The following is a 16,497-nucleotide window of genomic DNA, read 5'->3' as shown; positions in this document are numbered from 1 at the left end:
GTGTTGGGTGTGTTTGGGTGTTTGGTCGCGCTTGGCTGGCTGGGCTCGACAGCGTTCATGTTTGTTGAAATCCTTTCGCGAGGTGGAGGCGCTAGGGAGTACGGCGTTGCCGTGTTTTTGGCGTTTGTGGGCCTGATTGTTGTGTTGTTTTACATCATTCTCTTTCGGATCTGCGCGGAAGCCAGCCTCGTGTTCTTTCAGATCCACAACAACGTCCGGGACATCCGCGAACTGATGGAAGAAAAGTCAGGCGTCATCGATTAGGCCGAAATTAGCCAACTCAATTACAGAAAATTGCGGCTCGCCACCCGCGTCAAATGGGGCTCGGGTGGTTGACGATTTCCCTTCTAAAAGCCTAAAAAAGGGCTTACTCTGCCCGTAGGGTTCGACCCTCGATATTCTGCTTTAGGTTGGTTTCGCGATGTCTCAAGATCCCGTTATTCAAAATGCCATCATCAGTGTCAGCAACAAGCAGGGGCTGACGGAGTTCGCCCAGGGATTGGTTGCGGCAGGTGTCACCATCTACAGCACCGGCGGCACGCGGCGGCATCTGGAAGAGGCCAGCATTCCAGTCAAAGACGTCACCGAGTACACCCAGTTTCCCGAAATGATGGATGGGCGTTTGAAAACGCTGCATCCCAAGATCTTCGGCGGCATCCTCTGCCGACACGACCGGGAAGACGACATGGGCGCAATCGGCGAGCATGGTATTTTTCCGATTCCGCTGGTCGTGGTGAACCTTTACCCGTTTGAAGAAACGATCGCCAAAGAGGGTGTCACCGATGCCCAGGCCATCGAGCAAATCGACATCGGCGGACCCAGCCTGGTCCGGGCCGCAGCCAAGAATCACGCCTTCACGACGATCGCCTGCAAGCCGAGCCAATACCCCGAGATCTTGGCCGAACTGAAAGACGGGGGAACGACCAGCCTGGCCCTGCGTCGCAAACTGGCCGCGGCCCTTCGAGTGCCCCCACCGCCATTAAGCGAACGTTGGCCTTCCACTTTGGCTTGGTCGTCAAAATCTCGACCGCTTCCGGAGCGAAGCTGGGTGCGGCGATCGCTTCGACGAAAAGCCCGGGCGCGAAAGATACTCAGCCGTGGCCGCATCGACTGGGCGGTTCATCGCCAACACGCTGCCGAAAGCGCTCAGCGGATCGCCGAGCATCGCCAAGCACAAAGCTGGGGCTCTTCGCGCCGTCGTTCGCTGGAGTCTAGCCTTTAGGCGATTTTCGGTTCTCTGGCAGCGACGGTGGTGCGGCTGAGGTGGCAAGAACACTTAACCGCTGGCTATCGCCAATGCGGCTCATGGAAGGGGGGCAAGCATCGCGAAGCACAAAGCCGGGACTCCTCGCGTCGTCCAGTACGTTCACAAAATCTCTTTCACCACTTTCGCCGGCTCAACGCCAGTCAACTTCGCGTCCAAGCCTTGGAACTTGGCTGTAAAACGTTCGTGATCGATCCCCATCAGGTGCATCAACGTCGCGTGGAAATCTCGGACATGAACGCCATTGCTGACGACATTGTATCCGTACTCGCACGTTTCACCGTGGCTGATGCCACCGCGGACGCCCCCGCCCGCCATCCACATGCTGAAGCAACGCGGATGGTGATCGCGTCCGTAGTTCGTCGCCGTGAGCGTGCCCTGCGAGTAATTCGTTCTCCCGAACTCTCCGCCCCAAATCACTAGCGTGTCATCCAACATGCCGCGTTGATTGAGGTCTTCCAGTAGCGCCGCGGCCGGTTGATCTGTTTCACGGCACTGCGTCTTCATACCGCCGGGGATGTTGCCATGATGATCCCAGCCCTGGTGATACAGCTGAATAAACCGGACACCTCGTTCCGCTAGCCGGCGTGCCAAAATGCAGTTCGATGCAAAAGTCCCCGGCGTCGTCGCATCTGGACCATACAGGTCCAAAACATGCTGCGGCTCTTCGGCGACGTTGGCCACTTCGGGAACGCTACTTTGCATCCGATAAGCCATCTCGTACTGGCCGATCCGTGTCGTCAATTCCGGATCACCCAGTCGCTGTTGTTCCAGCGCATGCAGTTGGTTCAAGCGGTCGAGCATGTTGCGTCGACTCTCTTGCGTGACGCCCGGTGGATTGGCAAGGTACAGCACCGGTTCCTTGCCCGACCGGAACTGCACCCCTTGGTACCTCGCCGGCAAAAAGCCAGATCCCCACAACCGCGAGTACAACGGTTGGCCGCCTTTACCTTTGGTGATCAAGACCACGAAGGCCGGCAGGTTTTCGCTCTCGCTGCCCAGCCCATAGTGCAACCACGATCCAATGCTCGGGCGTCCGGAGATTTGATTGCCCGTTTGCAAAAACGTGATGGCGGGGTCATGGTTGATCGCCTCGGTATACATCGATTTGATCAACGCGATCCGGTCGACCTGCTTTGCCATGTGCGGCATCAGCTCCGACGCCCAAGTTCCCGATTCGCCGTAGCGGTCAAACTTGTAGATCGAGCCGGCCAATGGCAAGATCGCTTGGTTGCCTGACATCCCGGTTAATCGCTGTCCGTTGCGGACCGAGTCGGGCAGCGGTGTGCCTTGCCGCTCGTTCAGCAGCGGTTTGTAGTCCCACGTTTCAAGCTGTGACGGCCCGCCCGCTTGGAACAGGTAAATCACCCGTTTCGCTTTGGGGGCGTGGTGAGTCGGGTTGACCAAGCCCAGGCTCGGCACGCCGTCCGCTGACGACACGCCGCTTGCGGACGTTTCACGTTGCATCAAATGCATGGCGGCCAGTCCGCCAAATCCCATGCCGAAACGTTGCAGCCAATGCCGTCGGTCGAATGATTCGTTCATGCGGTTTATGAAAGCTTGAAAGGTTGCGAGTCGGTTTGGATCTAGCGAAGCATGACGGTTTCGTCGTAGGCAATCACCGTTTGAACCACGATGGTGGTCGCCGCAAAGTCGGCTTGTGCCGCGTCGTCAGCGGCAAGGTCACTCGCCAGCGGTTGTTCGCCGACTGCGAGCAGTTGTTTTGCGTTTTCAGGATGCTGCGTGAAGTGGGAGAGCTGTTCGTGATACAGGCCTTCAATCACGTCGCGTTCCGCATCGGTTGGCACGCGACTGATCAAGCGACGAAACAGTTCGTCCCACCGCTGCGTCCGTTTCGGATCGGATGGCGAAGGGTGCTTGCGAATGAGCTTTTCGGCCAAAACACGCGAAGCTTCGACGTATTGCGGATCGTTCAAGAACACGAGTGCTTGCAGTGGCGTGGTGGTAAGCTCGCGGCGAGCGGTACAGGTTTCGCGGCTGGTCGCGTCGAACGTCAACATCGAAGGTGGTGGCGCGGTGCGTTTCCAAAACGTGTAAAGGCTACGCCGGTAAAGCCCATCGCCGGTCGATTGTTGGTAGCTCTTTCCGGTGCCAGCTTCCTGCCAAAGTCCGGCCGGTTGGTAAGGCATCACGCTCGGCCCGCCGACTTGACGGACCAGTAATCCGCTGGCCGATAACACCGCATCACGAAGTTGTTCAGCTGACAGGCGATGTTTCGGGCCATGTGTCAAGTAAACGTTGTTCGGGTCTGCCGCCCACAGTTCTCGGTCGGTGATCTGCGACGATTGTCGGTAGGTCGCGGACAAGACGATTTCGCGGCAGAGGGTGTGCAGGTCCCAACCGCTGTCCATCAACGATCGGGCAAGGTAGTCCAGCAACTCGGGATGCGATGGCGGTGTGCCCTGGGCGCCGAAGTCTTCGAGCGTGACGACCAGCCCACGCCCAAAAAACAAATGCCACATTCGGTTGACCATCACCCGCGAAGTCAACGGGTTGTCGGGGGCTGTCATCCACTTGGCGAGCGTCAGCCGGTCGTCGCAATTGCCGAGGTGATTATCGATAGCGACCTGGTTGAGGAATTCCGGGACACCGGCTGTTACTGCTTCGCCTTTTTCGGTGTATTCGCCACGGTTCAACACATGAATGGCGGCCGCATCATCGCTGTGCTTCATCACCATGATGTTGCGAATCTTCGTGACGAGTTCGTTCTCGTGAGTGCGAGCGTGTTGCAGTTCTTCTCGCAACGCATCAAGCGATGGTTCGGCAGTTTTTAAACAGTGATCCAGTGCTTGCACATCGGTCAGCTGAACGTCTTTGTTATGACGGACATCATCAGGAATCGCGTCGAAATAAATCGCCGCGATGTCGGCCAACGAAAGTTCTGTATCGAAGACTTGCAAATCATCGATCAAGCCATCGCGGAAACCAATGTCGCGGAACCTTGCGCCGAGAGCTAACTTGACACTGCCGACATTTGCATCACCCCATTCGCCGCGGTGACGTATGTCGCGAGTCAGCTTGTCGCGTTCGATTGAAACTTCGGCGAGCTTGCCGTCGATGAAAAGTCGCAATCCGCTTGCCTGGCCACTGCCGTCGTGTGTGACTGCTAGGTGTGTCCAGCGGTCGGTCGGAATTGCGTTGACGCTTTCGATGCGAACGGCGTTGCCGGGCCAGAAGTGAATCATCGAAAACTCGGGATGTCCATCATCAAGCGTCAACTGCAAGCCGCGAAATCCGGCATCTTCGGCGGCAACCGATTGGTGCAGCACGATCATTCGTGGTTGTTGCACTGCCGGGCGAACCCAAAGCGAATAGGTAAAGCGACCGGTGCGTCCGAATTCGGGGGCACCCTCGCATTCGATCGCTTGGTCGCCATCGCAGCGACTGGCATTCCCGACGACACCTTCTGCCTCGCCGTCCAGTTCCATGCGAAAGGTTGGTTGGCGAGGCGTTGGTAAATCTCGCGGTAATTCGCCAAGCCGCTTGGACCAAGACGCGGTCAATGATTCGATGGCTTGATCGAGCTTGTGCCGTGCATTTGCAATCGCATTCAACGCTTGCTGGTGTTTTCCCCGTTGGTCGCCTTGGTACAGCAGCATTGTTGGGGACGGCTGGGCTCGGGTGAAGTGCGAGTACAAGCCGAACTCGTCGATGTCGGAAAAGTACGCAGACAGTCGATAGAAGTCGCGTTGTTTGATCGGGTCAAACTTGTGGTCGTGGCATCGGCAGCACTCAAACGTCAGGCCTAAAAACGCCGTCCCTGCGGTGGTGGTTCGGTCGGCGATTCCCGTCAATCGGAACTCTTCGGCAACACTGCCGCCTTCGTTGGTTTGTCGGTGCAGTCGGTTGAACGCTGTGGCGAGCTGCTGGTCTTGGCTCGCATTGGGCAACAAGTCACCGGCGATCTGTTCGGTCAAGAACTCGTCGTAGGGCATGTTGTCGTTGAACGCATTGATCACCCAGTCACGCCAAGGCCAGATCTCCATCGGCATATCGTTTTGGTAACCGAACGTGTCCGCGTATCGGGCGACGTCCAACCAGACATTCGCCATTCGCTCGCCATAGGCGTTTGAAGCCAACAGTTGGTCGACGACTTTGGAATACGCATCCGCTGAATCGTCGGCGAGGAATTGGTCAAGTTCGTAAAGTGTCGGTGGCAAGCCCGTCAGGTCGAATGTCACTCGACGTAGCCACGTTGCTCGGTCCGCTTCGGGTTGATGGCCAAGGCTCATCCGCTGGTGTGTTTGGGCAACGAAGCGATCGATCGGGTTGATCGCCCAGTCGTCAGCTTGGTCACGAACCGCGACCGTTTCGGGAACTGGTACAAAGGCCCAGTGTTGTTGATAGTCGGCGCCTTGTTCGATCCATCGCTGTAGCAACCGCTTTTGATCGACGGATAATTCTTTCCCGCCACGGGGCGGCGGCATAATCAAATCAGGATCGTCAGTCAGGATTCGCTCGACTAGCAAACTGCTTTCGGTGTCCCCAGGGGTGATTGCCCCATAGTCAACGGCCGCATCGCGGTCGTCCAACCGCAAGTCGGCTTCGCGACTGTGTTCATCCGGGCCATGGCAGGCGTAACAATGCTGCGACAGGATCGGCCGAACGTCGCGGTTGAAGGACAGGTCCTCGTCGGCACTCACTACACTCGTGATTCCAACGAACACGCATGTGGCAAGTGCAGCAATCAACACAGAATGAGGTACCGAGGGGACCATAGCGAAGGCTGAGCGGCAGGAGGGCGGGCGGGGCGGTAGGTGTAGTTTAACCGGGCACGCCTGTCAGTGTGTGAAGAGTCTCTTTGTGAAGATTTTTCACCTCGCAATTCGCCGCCACGATACACTACATGTCAACTTTCAGGCGGGAGAGACCGATGGCTAAGACATTACGCGAAGAATTGAAGAAACGCGGACCGTTCGCGTCCGTTGAACAAGAAGCGACGTTGGCGATCATGCGAACCAGCGATCTGCTGGAAAACCGCATGGCGAGGCTGATGCGTGAGCATGGCGTGACGGTGACCCAGTACAACGTGCTGAGGATCCTTCGCGGTGAGGGCGAGCCGATGCCGTGTTTGGAGGTCGCCGAACGGATGGTCCAGGTCGCCCCTGCGATCACACGGGTGGTCGATCAACTGCTGAAGCTGAATCTGATCAGCAAACTACAGTCAAAAACCGACCGGCGGGTGTTTCTGGTCGAACTCAAGCCCGCGGCAAAGCGATTGCTGAAAAAACTTGACCAGCCCGTCCTCGATTTGCACGCCGAATTGCTAGCGGGAGTCTCGAAAACCGACCAGAAAAAACTGATTCGCATCCTGGAATCGCTACGGGCCGGCGTCCCTGAATAACAGCTAGATCACAACGCGGCAAAAAAATTTGTCTTGCCAGGAAGGTTTACATGTAATGTAAATGAGGCTTCGCGGTATCCCTTTCTGTTCCCACTTCACCTTTGCATCCAAGGAACCCACTATGGCCAAGTTGCTGTCTATCGAGTCATCGCCACGCAAAAAACGCTCCAAATCGATCTCCACCGCAAATGTATTCCTCGACGCCTATCGTGACAGTCATCCTGATGACGAAATCGTCACGTTGGATCTATGGGACAGAACGCTGCCCGAATTCAACGACTTTGCCCTCGATGCGAAGTATCAAGTGATGCACGGTCAGGAGTTCACCGACCCACAACGCGACGCTTGGCAGACGATCGTGGATTTGTGCGAGGAATTCAAATCTGCTGACAAGTACGTGATCAGTTTGCCAATGTGGAACTTCGGCATCCCGTACAAATTGAAACACTACATCGACTTGATCGCCCAGCCGGGGCAAACGTTTACCTTCGACCCGGCAACCGGATACACGGGACTTGTCACCGGGAAACCGATCACCGTGATTTATTCGCGAGGCGGTGCCTACGGAAACGAACAAGCGAAAGCGATGGATCTGCAGAAAGGCTACATGGATTTGGTGCTGGGATTTTTGGGTTTTACTGACGTCCAGTCGATTCTGGTCGAACCGACGTTGGGGGCCCCTGATGCTGTTGCGAGCGTTGAGGCGGCCGCGGCAGAGCAGGCTCGAGAGTTGGCAGCAAAGATTTGATTTGTGACAGCTTGATTTGATCGCGAGTCATCGATCAAGGAGACATCAATGATTACCTTACGACGTGCGAATGAACGCGGCAGTGCCGACCACGGTTGGCTGAAAACGCAGTACTCGTTTTCTTTCTCCGGCTACTACGATCCCAGTCACATGGGCTTCCGATCGTTGCGGGTGATGAACGAGGATTACATCGCCGCGGGCAAAGGCTTCGGGACGCACCCGCACGAGAACATGGAAATCGTTACCTATGTTCTCGAAGGTGCGCTCCAGCACCGTGATTCGATGGGAAACGGTGAAGTCCTGCGACCGGGCGAGTTCCAGCGGATCACCGCGGGGACGGGGATCACGCACAGTGAATTCAATCCGTCAGCAGACGAGCAGGCGCATCTGTACCAGATCTGGCTGTTTCCCGAGCGTGACGGTTTGGAGCCCGGCTATGAACAGAAGGCGTTCGACCCTCAGGGCAGGAAAAACCGGTTTCAACTCGTTGCTTCGCGAAACGGTCGCGACGAGTCGCTGCTGATCCACCAAGACGTCGCGATCTATCTTGCGGAGTTGGATGGCGACGCGACAGTGCAATATTCCTTTGCTCCTGACCGCCATGGTTGGTTGCAAGTGCTGCGAGGTGACATTTCCGCCAACGGTGAATCGCTTCATCAAGGCGACGCGATCGCGATCAGCGACGTTGCCGCGTTGGAGTTGCAAGCAGCAGGCCAAGCTGGTTCCGCCGAAGTGATGCTGTTCGATTTGGCTTGAAGCGGTCGGCGGTGTGCGGCGGGGCACCGGGTGGTCACACGCCGGTTCGCCGTCGCTTTGTTGGCGGGGCACCCGCGCCGTCATTGGCCCGCAGTTTTCCGTTGCGGCAGCCTGTTCGCTGGGTGTGGGTGACTTTGCGGTTTGCGGTGAATGGGTTGTTGCCTGGGTTCGCGTTTGTGCAACTCGCTGCACCATTGTCACCCGGTTGCTGGTGGCAATGACATGCACTGTCATCTGTCTAGAGACCGTCATCACTACAGTCGTCAAAAAAATCACGAGTGGCATCAATTCCGTGATTGTTTTGTTTTGCCTAAAGCAATAAAAACATGCTGGAATAGGCCCAGGCAATAGATCAATAATGAAGCGATCGCGCAAACAGAATTCTTCGTTGTGCTCGCGCGGCACCTCTTCGAATCAACCTCAGCATTTGCACGCCAGCGGACAGATCGCGTGCAGTGTGTGTGGTTCGCGAATCGTCTCATGCGTAAGTCGTCTTGCCGAATTCAACCATCCGGCGTGCACGTAGCTGCTGCCGGATTGGATCAACCAACCGAACAAAGGGAGTGACTGATGAGCGACACATTTATCCTTGATTGGCGTTGCATTAGCGTCGGAATGCCGGACACGGTGGCCGAACGCCAAGGCATTACCATTCGCGTCCGCCAAGGCGTATGGCGTGACTGGGATGACGCGTCAGAGCAACGTTTTCCGAACGATGCTGCGGCAACGAGCCCCAGTTATCGCTTGGTGATTGACGACACGAACGGGCAGGTTCTCGGTGGGACACTGTACGGGCCCGATGCCGGTAGATGTGTTGACGAGTTGCGTGAGTTGATTGCCTCGCCCGCTTCCGCAGAGGTGTGGTCAGGCTCAGATCGTTTGCAAGCAGTCACATCGTAACGCGATTGCTTTCGTGCATCGCCTGAAGGCTCGGTTTCATCAGCCGCATTGGCGATAGCCAGCGGTTGTGTGTTTTGTTTGGGCTGGCTGAGGGCCAAAAATCGCCTAAAGGCTAGACTCCAGCGGGAGCGATCAAAAGATCGCGTTGAGGGGGCGTGTGACGCTCGTTCGTTTTAGGGGCGAAGCCCCGCAGGTTACCTAGCCTGGTCCGCAGGGCCTGGGAGATGCCCAACCCAAAAACAGTAGGGCCAACGGCCCGGCCGGTAACCACGTGTTTGAAATCGATTGATTCGCATCGCCGTCCAAAATCGTGACGGTGGGTGACGAGCAGGTTTCATCAGCCGCATTGGCGATAGCCAGCGGTTGTGTGTTTTTGCTTAGGCTGGCCGAGCGCCGAAAATCGCCTAAAGGCTAGACTCCAGCGGGAGTGATCAAAAGATCGCGTTGAGGGGGCGTGTGACGCTCGTTCGTTTTAGGGGCGAAGCCCCGGTAGGTTACCTAGCCAGGTCCGAAGGGCCTGGGAGATGCCCAACCCAAAAACAGTAGGGCCAACGGCCTGGCCGGTAACCATGTGTTTGAAATCGATTGATTCGCATTGCCGTCCAAAGTCGTGACGTTGGGTGACGAGCAGGTTTCATCAGCCGCATTGGCGATAGCCAGCGGTTGTGTGTTTTTGCTTAGCTGGCCGAGCGCCGAAAATCGCCTAAAGGCTAGACTCCAGCGATTCGATTATCATGGGCGTTTTGCCTTTTGATCGATTGGACCGCTTTGATGCTGATTTTTGGCTGGCGCACCCGTAGCACTGTAGAAGCCGCCGGGGCTTTCGACTGTCTGTTTTGTGGCAGTTCGCAGCCCTGCATGCATTCGTCTCGCCGGACTTGGTTCACGCTATTCTTTGTCCCCGTGATCCCAATCTCGACGGTGAAAGAAACCGTTGTCTGTCGCCAGTGTGGAACCGAGTTTGATCTGGGCCAGGTCGCGGTTCGATCGGGCGGCAACGCCACGATAGGGGCCCAAAAGCGTGCGGCGCCTTCGTTGGCAATTGCCAGTTTCGTCTTCGGTCTGGTGTCTCTTCCGCTGATCGTGGCGTGTTTCAGCAGCTTCGTAACGTCTGTGATCGCGATCATTTGTGGCCACGTCGCCGTCGCCATGATCAAACGGTCGGAGTCAGGTAACAGCGGCATCAAGCGTGCCCGCGCCGGACTGACACTCGGTTATATCGCGTTCATTCTTACCGTGGCGCTGTTCATTCATGTCCGCAACCTTGAGCCATCGAACGCTCTGGGGCGGAACGGCGAGAAGGTTGCAAGTGCCGAGCCCGACGAGAATTCACCTGCTGGCCGATTACGTTTCGCCGAGTCGGAGGTCTTCAGCAAGCAAGATAAAGATGCGGGCCGAGGCAACACGTCCGAGGCCAAAGCAATCGCTCAAGAGTTTGCCAACAGTATCAAGGTGGCTAGCGAGAAGGCGTTTACTGGTGGCAGCAAGTCTGGCATCTTTGATTTCACCAACGGCGAGTTTCTGACATATTGCGAGTTGCACGCTGGCTCGTGTCTGCTCCTTGTGCATGTTCCGCAGTACGGCGACTACAAGGGCGAGTCGCGTGATGTGCTCTCGAAAATCGCTTGGTTGATTGCGATCGCTGAAACGGATGGCGTTCTTAGCAAAGGGGATTCGCTTGCCGTCGCGATGCGAGGGCAGCTACTTTATGGCGATATCTTGGTCGGTCGTTATCCCGGCGATGGGGAAGAGTTGGTTGAGCCGCAGAAGGAAAAGAAAGAAAGCCTGTTGGCATTCTTTCCCGATGCACCGCAAAGTACTCTGGATCCGTCTGCTATCGCTGCTGTTTCAGATGTCGTGCCACCATCTCCCGATAATGATCAGTTGCCAGTTGCCGTGGATTCCCGTCCGTCTGTGCAAATGCCTGCGGCTCCTCCATCGGATTTGGTACCGGCCCAGCCGACCGCAATGCAAGAACCGCGTGTCGCAAGTCTCCCTGCGAAGTCACTGCAACCTCGAACCCGTCAGTCGCCACAGCGTCCCGCAAACGAATTTGAAAATAGAATCGATGTGCGGCAGGTCGGCTTGATCGAGGCAAAGGGATGGACGATCAACGACATGGCTTTCTTTGGAGACGGAAGGTGGCTAGTCGTCGGGCGAATTGATCAGATCGTTACTGTGTATGACGTCGCTTCCGGGGCGGCCATTTCCGTCTCCGATCGGCTTGATGATTTAGGCGTGATCAATGCAGTGGCTCGGTCGGCAAATGGGAATCGAGTCCTCTTGGGTGGTTACGGTGGTTTGACAGGAGTGATGCCGATTGATGGTCAAGGCAAACTCGGTGATTTCGAGCCTCTTTTTGACCATGGCAGCAGCGTCGAGATGGTGATGCCAAGTCCGACCTATTCTTTCTTGCTTGCCGGGGCCAAGAAGGGCAAGCTCGCGTGGCAACCATTTGATGGTCGTTCGGCCGAACCACGAGTCCTGCAAGGATTTGATCGAGAGGTCCTTGGGGGCTATTTGCCAATCAAAGGCAGTCAAGCGTTTGCAACCGATGGCCGCGAGTTGTTGTCGTTCTCACTCGGTTCGGGAGAGATCCTCAAAACGATTGGGCTGGGGCTGCGATCTGTGAATTCCGCCACGTTTTCGACGGATGGGCAATCGGTGGCTGTTTCATCGAGCCGCGAAGTTGTCGAGTTCGAGACCGAGACGGGATCCGAAATCCGTCGCTATCCCTTGGAATTGACTTCGTACCACATCGTGTTTCACCCAACGCGACCCTGGTTATTCGTTGGCGGGCGGGGGCAAGTGACGGTCTGGGATCGAACGACAGGTGACCAGTTGGCGGTGCTGGATTGCGAGTCGATTCAGCATATCAAGACGACAGCGTTTACCTCCGACGGAAGGAAGATTGCGATTGTCCCTTCGTCTGCAGGCCAGTCGATTCGCGTGTTTGAGATTGGCGAGTGAAGCGACCGAACGAAGTCGTCCACTCAGCAGTGCTCACACATCCGCTGGAAAACGCGGACAGAATCACCGGCTTATTCCCAAGGGTAAATCGTTTTCCAGTCGGCCTTCATGTCGACAACGGTCCATCCTTGTGCCGCGGCGTCTTGAAGTCCCTTGTCGAGCTTGCCAATGGCAGAGTCTTTGTCATAAGCCCACTCGCGATCGGCATCCGTGTGATGAACCAGGAGTGCAAAGCGGGAGCCTTCGCCCGCCGTCGTCCACTGCATCATCTGGTAGTCTCCGTCGGAGTTTCCGCCTGCAAAAATTGGGCGTCTTCCGATGTGGCTTTGGATTCCAACAGGCTTTCCTTCCTTGTCGTCGATGAGGTCGACTTCGGGCAGTTTGACCAGTACCGGAGTCCCATCGCGCACTTCGTACTTTAATTTCAAACTGCTCCCGACAACCTGTTCTGGAGGGATGCCATAAGCTGCGTATGCCCAGGGGCGCATGAATTCGATGCCGCCGCCAGAGACGATGTAGGTCTTGAATCCATTTGCCCGAAGGTACGAGAGCAGTTCTAGCATTGGTTGGTAGATCATCTCGTCATACCGCTTTCCTGAACTTGGGTGACGTGATGTTTCGAGCCATGTCGTGACGGTCTCCGAAAATTCGTCAACTGTCATCCCGGCATGGGTTGCAGCGAACAGTTTCATCAGGCCAGGTTTTCCGGATGCGGCGACGGAATGAAGGTCACCTTTCAGGATCGAAGCGAACGGTTCGGTGTGTTGCCACTCTGGATGCTCGGCCGACAGTGATTTCACACGGTCGACGATGAAGAGCAATTGAAAGTAGGCAGGCTTTTCGCTCCACAGCGTCCCGTCATTGTCAAACGTTGCGATGCGTTCAGCGGGCGGTACAAAGTCCGTGGAGCTCTCGTCGGTGACTCGCTCGACAAAGCTGAGAATTGCTTGTTTCGTTTTCCCATCGTTCCACGAGGGCAGTGGATCCTGGGCAAGAGACCATGAAGAACAGAGAGTCGATAAAGCAAAGATGCAAAGGGTGGAAATCAAAAGGCGAATGTTCATAGCTGCTGCCGTTACTTGGTCGAGAAAAAGAAAGACCGCCGGCACGTTACTGCCGGCGGTCTCTGGTTTAGTGGTCAGCTGCCTTTGTTGGCATTCTTGATCTGCTCGATCACCTTTTCCAGGTTGAACGACCCAGGAGTCTGGCTAGGCGGGTACTCAACCATCGTTTGCAGGAACTGAGCAGCGTACTGCTGCATCGGGATCAACACGTAAGCGCGGTCCAGGAACCAATCGTTGTAGGTGTTGCTGTTGTGCTGTGCCTTTTCAAATGGGTCGCGGCGTAGATTGAACAACAGTGGGACACGAAGTTCGGTGAAAGGCTCACGCCAGACTCCAAATGCTTGTCCCCGGTTTTCCATAAACACGCCCTTCCATGGACCCAGTCGCAAGGCAACGACTTTTCCGTCATCGTTGACGTACATGAATTCTTTCCGGGGTGATTCGTCTGTCTTTCCAGAGAGATAGTCCATCATGTTGTGGCCGTCGATGTAATTGCGATACTTGCGGCCAATCAGTTCCGTGCCTTCTTTTAGCTTTTCAGTGATCTTGGGCTCACCCGCAGCAGCGGCGAAAGTCGGCAGCCAATCTTCGTGAGCGACGATGCCGTTTAGCGTGACGCCTTTCTGGAACTTCGCTGGCCAACGAACGAAAGCGGGGACGCGGTAAGCACCTTCCCAGTTGCTGTTCTTTTCACTACGGAACGGAGTGGTGCCGGCATCGGGCCAAGTGTTGTAGTGCGGGCCGTTGTCCGTCGAGTAGAACACGATGGTGTTTTCGGCAATGCCAAGTTCATCGAGTAGGTCCAGAATCTCGCCAACGTGACCGTCATGCTCGACCATGCCGTCGTGATATTCGTCGCCGTCTTTGCCTGACAGTCCTTTGTTCTCTTCTTTGACGTGCGTGCGGAAGTGCATGCGTGTCGCGTTCCACCAGCAGAAGAACGGTTTGTCAGAGTCGTTTTTGCGTTTGATGAAGTCTTTCGCGGCTGCAACCGTTTCTTCGTCGATGGTTTCCATCCGTTTCTTGGTCAACGGACCGGTGTTTTCAATCGATTGGGTTCCATCGCCGTTGGCTTTGCATTTCAGCACACCGCGCGGACCATATTGCTCACGAAACGTTTTGCCGCTGGGGAGCACATAATCACTTGGGTAATCTCGGTTCTCTGGTTCTTCCTCAGCATTGAGGTGATACAGGTTGCCGAAGAACTCGTCGAATCCGTGGTTGGTCGGAAGGTGTTCGTCGCGATCGCCGAAGTGGTTCTTTCCGAATTGTCCGGTGGAGTAACCTTGGCCTTTCAGCACTGCCGCGATCGTGACGTCGCTCTCTTGCCAGCCCTCTTTTGCTCCGGGCAAGCCGACCTTCGTCATCCCTGTGCGGACCGGAACGTTCCCTCCCATGAATGCGGCCCGACCTGCGGTGCAACTTTGCTGGCCGTAGTAGTCTGTGAATGCGATTCCTTCACGAGCAATCCGGTCGATGTTGGGCGTTTGGTAGCCCATCATTCCACGGTTGTTATGACTGATATTCCAAGTCCCAATGTCGTCGCCCCAAATCACAAGAATATTGGGTTTGTCCTGGGCGAAAGAAAAGGTTGACGTGGCGAAAGCCAATAAGATCGCCAACGCACCAAAGCGTTTTTGCAGCATGCTGTGATTCCCCAATTGTTTGTCTGGATGCTTGCCAGTGAATGCGCCGGCATGACAAGTGGTGCCGCCGTTCGTTGATAGCATAGTATCAACTACAGTTCGGACGGGTGGGATCACACAATCGGATTAATAAAGTTTCATACGACCGTTACATAGACAGCTGTGTGCACTAATGAGCACGTGTAAATATGGATAGTTATTGCGAGGTTTGCAGTCGCTCGCGAGTTGATCGCTTGAGTGAAAAGGACGTCGCCGTGTCTAGAAGGCGATGTTCATTCGAACGCCTAGTAAGTACGCATCGTCGAGGTTGCGTCTTGCTTGGCTCAGCCACTGGAAGTCCGGGGTGACGGAGATGGATTGAGTGAGCTGCGAACGGTAAAAGATTTCGACACCCTGGGAATCACCAATCGGACCGAAGGCGGTTGCTAGAAACGGGCCTACTTTATCGCTGGTTCCACTGTAATAGTAGCCAATCCCAAACGAGTCCTTTTGACGCCATGGGCTGGATCCACCAAGTCCGGCACTGAGTAAATAGTTGATGGGGTTTGCCGAATCGTCTGCGATTCCTGCCCTGGCAAAGTAGCCGAAGTGACGTGACGAATCGCATGAATCAACCCATAGTGCTTGGTCGGTATTCCAGTAGAGCGACCAGGATCCTTCTGCCCGATCGATTGGCACGTTGGGCAGCAGAATCCGCGGGTCTTGCCCGAGCGACACGTAATCACGGCTGCTCCAGGTGGCGCCAAGCAGCTGATGTCCAGGTTTTGAGGACCAGCGGACGGGAAATCGCCATTCTGCGGACACGGTCACACCGTCGTTGAAAAGCTCGTCAAAGCCATCGGTGTCTGCGGTGTCGGTTGGGTTCAGGACCAGAAAATTGAAAATCGGCTCGGTTCCGTCGACAATCACAAAGCCACACCCGAGCGAAGCGTAGGGGACGGTTCGAAGCGCGATCGGGTTGGCGATAAAGGCCGCGTTAGAAAACTGCGTAATGCCTCTGCCGCTCGCGTACGCATTCGCATCGCCGTCGAGCGTGTCCAGTTTACCAGCGTAAATCGCGAATCGTTCGGATAAAAATTGCGTGAAGAGTACGTTCGTCAGGTAGAGGTCACGACTTTCAGCAACGGGCAATTCCGTTGGCAGTGTCGGAGGCAACAGAACGCCAGCGGACTCGCCGATGGATTGTCCAAAATGATGTTCGGCACGCAGCTTAATAAACAAGCCTTCTTGAATCCCCAGCTTGCCGAGGTCGACATTGGCGAGATAGTCGCCGTGTCCGCCGTATCGGTCGGTTTGCTCTGTTCCTCCGCTCGTCGTACCGAAGTAATATTGCGTGAGGTTGTTCGACGTTGTGATTCCGCGCGTCGCTAAGTTGGCCTTAAGCGACTTGTACCAAGAGTCCTGCAGGGTGCCAGAGCACGCGGCATCACATTCAAGTTGGTCGCATGGTGTGGTGATGGAATCGCACCAAACGCTTTTGTCCTCATCCGCACACTTGTTCACTTGAGCAAGAACTGTTGAGGAAGATCCAATCAAAAAAAGGCAGCTAAGACCGGTTGAGAACGTCAGGTAACGTAAGATCGGAAAGTTAGAACGAGCTGCCACTGGATCGGACCCCGGGCTTTGCAACGGCTTTGAAGAATGCTTTTACTGTTTGAGTTTTCGGATTCGAAGCTGCTCTGCTGCTGGGGGGTATGGCGGATTTCCTGATAAGCTCGCCGGTCGTTTCCAGCTATGCCGGTTCGGCAAACTCTGGCATCAGGCAAGAGTCTTGGATTGTGTTG

Annotated in this window: 11 protein-coding genes and 2 pseudogenes; 7 read left to right on the top strand and 6 right to left on the bottom strand. The window is 55.7% G+C overall.

Annotation, left to right across the window (positions count from 1 at the left end):
- Both CGZ80_RS22385 and purH (CGZ80_RS22380) read left to right on the top strand, forming a co-directional pair.
- Positions 1-264, top strand: a 264-nt coding sequence (locus tag CGZ80_RS22385) for a DUF4282 domain-containing protein (protein WP_233148596.1), incomplete at its 5' end; no start/stop codon positions are given.
- Between the two features lie 157 nt (positions 265-421).
- Positions 422-898, top strand: a pseudogene (gene purH, locus CGZ80_RS22380) (bifunctional phosphoribosylaminoimidazolecarboxamide formyltransferase/IMP cyclohydrolase); the annotation flags it as partial.
- 55 nt (positions 899-953) lie between these two features.
- On the opposite strand, the pseudogene purH (CGZ80_RS22375) reads toward purH (CGZ80_RS22380), so the two are convergent.
- From purH (CGZ80_RS22375) to CGZ80_RS22365, 3 genes and pseudogenes are all read right to left on the bottom strand, one after another.
- A pseudogene (gene purH / locus CGZ80_RS22375) lies at positions 954-1,168 on the bottom strand (bifunctional phosphoribosylaminoimidazolecarboxamide formyltransferase/IMP cyclohydrolase); the annotation flags it as partial.
- Positions 1,169-1,366: 198 nt separating this feature from the next.
- Entirely contained in the window at positions 1,367-2,809 is a 1,443-nt protein-coding gene (locus CGZ80_RS22370) for a DUF1501 domain-containing protein (protein WP_094417912.1), read from the bottom strand.
- A gap of 41 nt (positions 2,810-2,850) precedes the next feature.
- Complete coding sequence (locus tag CGZ80_RS22365; RefSeq protein ID WP_198953767.1) at positions 2,851-5,928, bottom strand: DUF1553 domain-containing protein; 3,078 nt, start codon at positions 5,926-5,928, stop codon at positions 2,851-2,853.
- A gap of 230 nt (positions 5,929-6,158) precedes the next feature.
- Between CGZ80_RS22365 and CGZ80_RS22360 the strand changes: the two genes are divergently transcribed.
- From CGZ80_RS22360 to CGZ80_RS22335, 5 genes are all read left to right on the top strand, one after another.
- Complete coding sequence (locus tag CGZ80_RS22360) at positions 6,159-6,629, top strand: MarR family winged helix-turn-helix transcriptional regulator (RefSeq protein ID WP_094417910.1); 471 nt, start codon at positions 6,159-6,161, stop codon at positions 6,627-6,629.
- Positions 6,630-6,750: 121 nt separating this feature from the next.
- Positions 6,751-7,377 (top strand): FMN-dependent NADH-azoreductase, encoded by a 627-nt coding sequence (locus tag CGZ80_RS22355; RefSeq protein WP_094417909.1) that lies wholly within the window; start codon positions 6,751-6,753, stop codon positions 7,375-7,377.
- Positions 7,378-7,425: 48 nt separating this feature from the next.
- Positions 7,426-8,133, top strand: coding sequence for a pirin family protein (locus tag CGZ80_RS22350; RefSeq protein WP_094417908.1), 708 nt, complete (start codon positions 7,426-7,428; stop codon positions 8,131-8,133).
- Between the two features lie 570 nt (positions 8,134-8,703).
- Entirely contained in the window at positions 8,704-9,033 is a 330-nt protein-coding gene (locus tag CGZ80_RS22340) for a hypothetical protein (RefSeq protein WP_094417906.1), read from the top strand.
- 858 nt (positions 9,034-9,891) lie between these two features.
- Positions 9,892-12,003, top strand: coding sequence for a DUF4190 domain-containing protein (locus CGZ80_RS22335; RefSeq protein ID WP_158222813.1), 2,112 nt, complete (start codon positions 9,892-9,894; stop codon positions 12,001-12,003).
- A gap of 71 nt (positions 12,004-12,074) precedes the next feature.
- Here CGZ80_RS22335 and CGZ80_RS22330 read toward each other — a convergent pair whose 3' ends face one another.
- From CGZ80_RS22330 to CGZ80_RS22320, 3 genes are all read right to left on the bottom strand, one after another.
- Positions 12,075-13,067, bottom strand: a complete 993-nt coding sequence (locus CGZ80_RS22330; protein ID WP_094417904.1) for an HAD family hydrolase — start codon at positions 13,065-13,067, stop codon at positions 12,075-12,077.
- Between the two features lie 74 nt (positions 13,068-13,141).
- Positions 13,142-14,713, bottom strand: coding sequence for an arylsulfatase (locus tag CGZ80_RS22325; protein WP_094417915.1), 1,572 nt, complete (start codon positions 14,711-14,713; stop codon positions 13,142-13,144).
- Positions 14,714-14,971: 258 nt separating this feature from the next.
- Entirely contained in the window at positions 14,972-16,216 is a 1,245-nt protein-coding gene (locus CGZ80_RS22320; RefSeq protein WP_233148594.1) for a carbohydrate porin, read from the bottom strand.
- Positions 16,217-16,497: the final 281 nt, after the last annotated feature.

This window comes from Rhodopirellula sp. MGV, from assembly GCF_002251265.1.
In the GTDB taxonomy this organism is placed as follows: Bacteria; Planctomycetota; Planctomycetia; order Pirellulales; family Pirellulaceae; genus Stieleria; species Stieleria baltica_A.
This window is presented reverse-complemented; position numbering and strand designations above follow the sequence as displayed.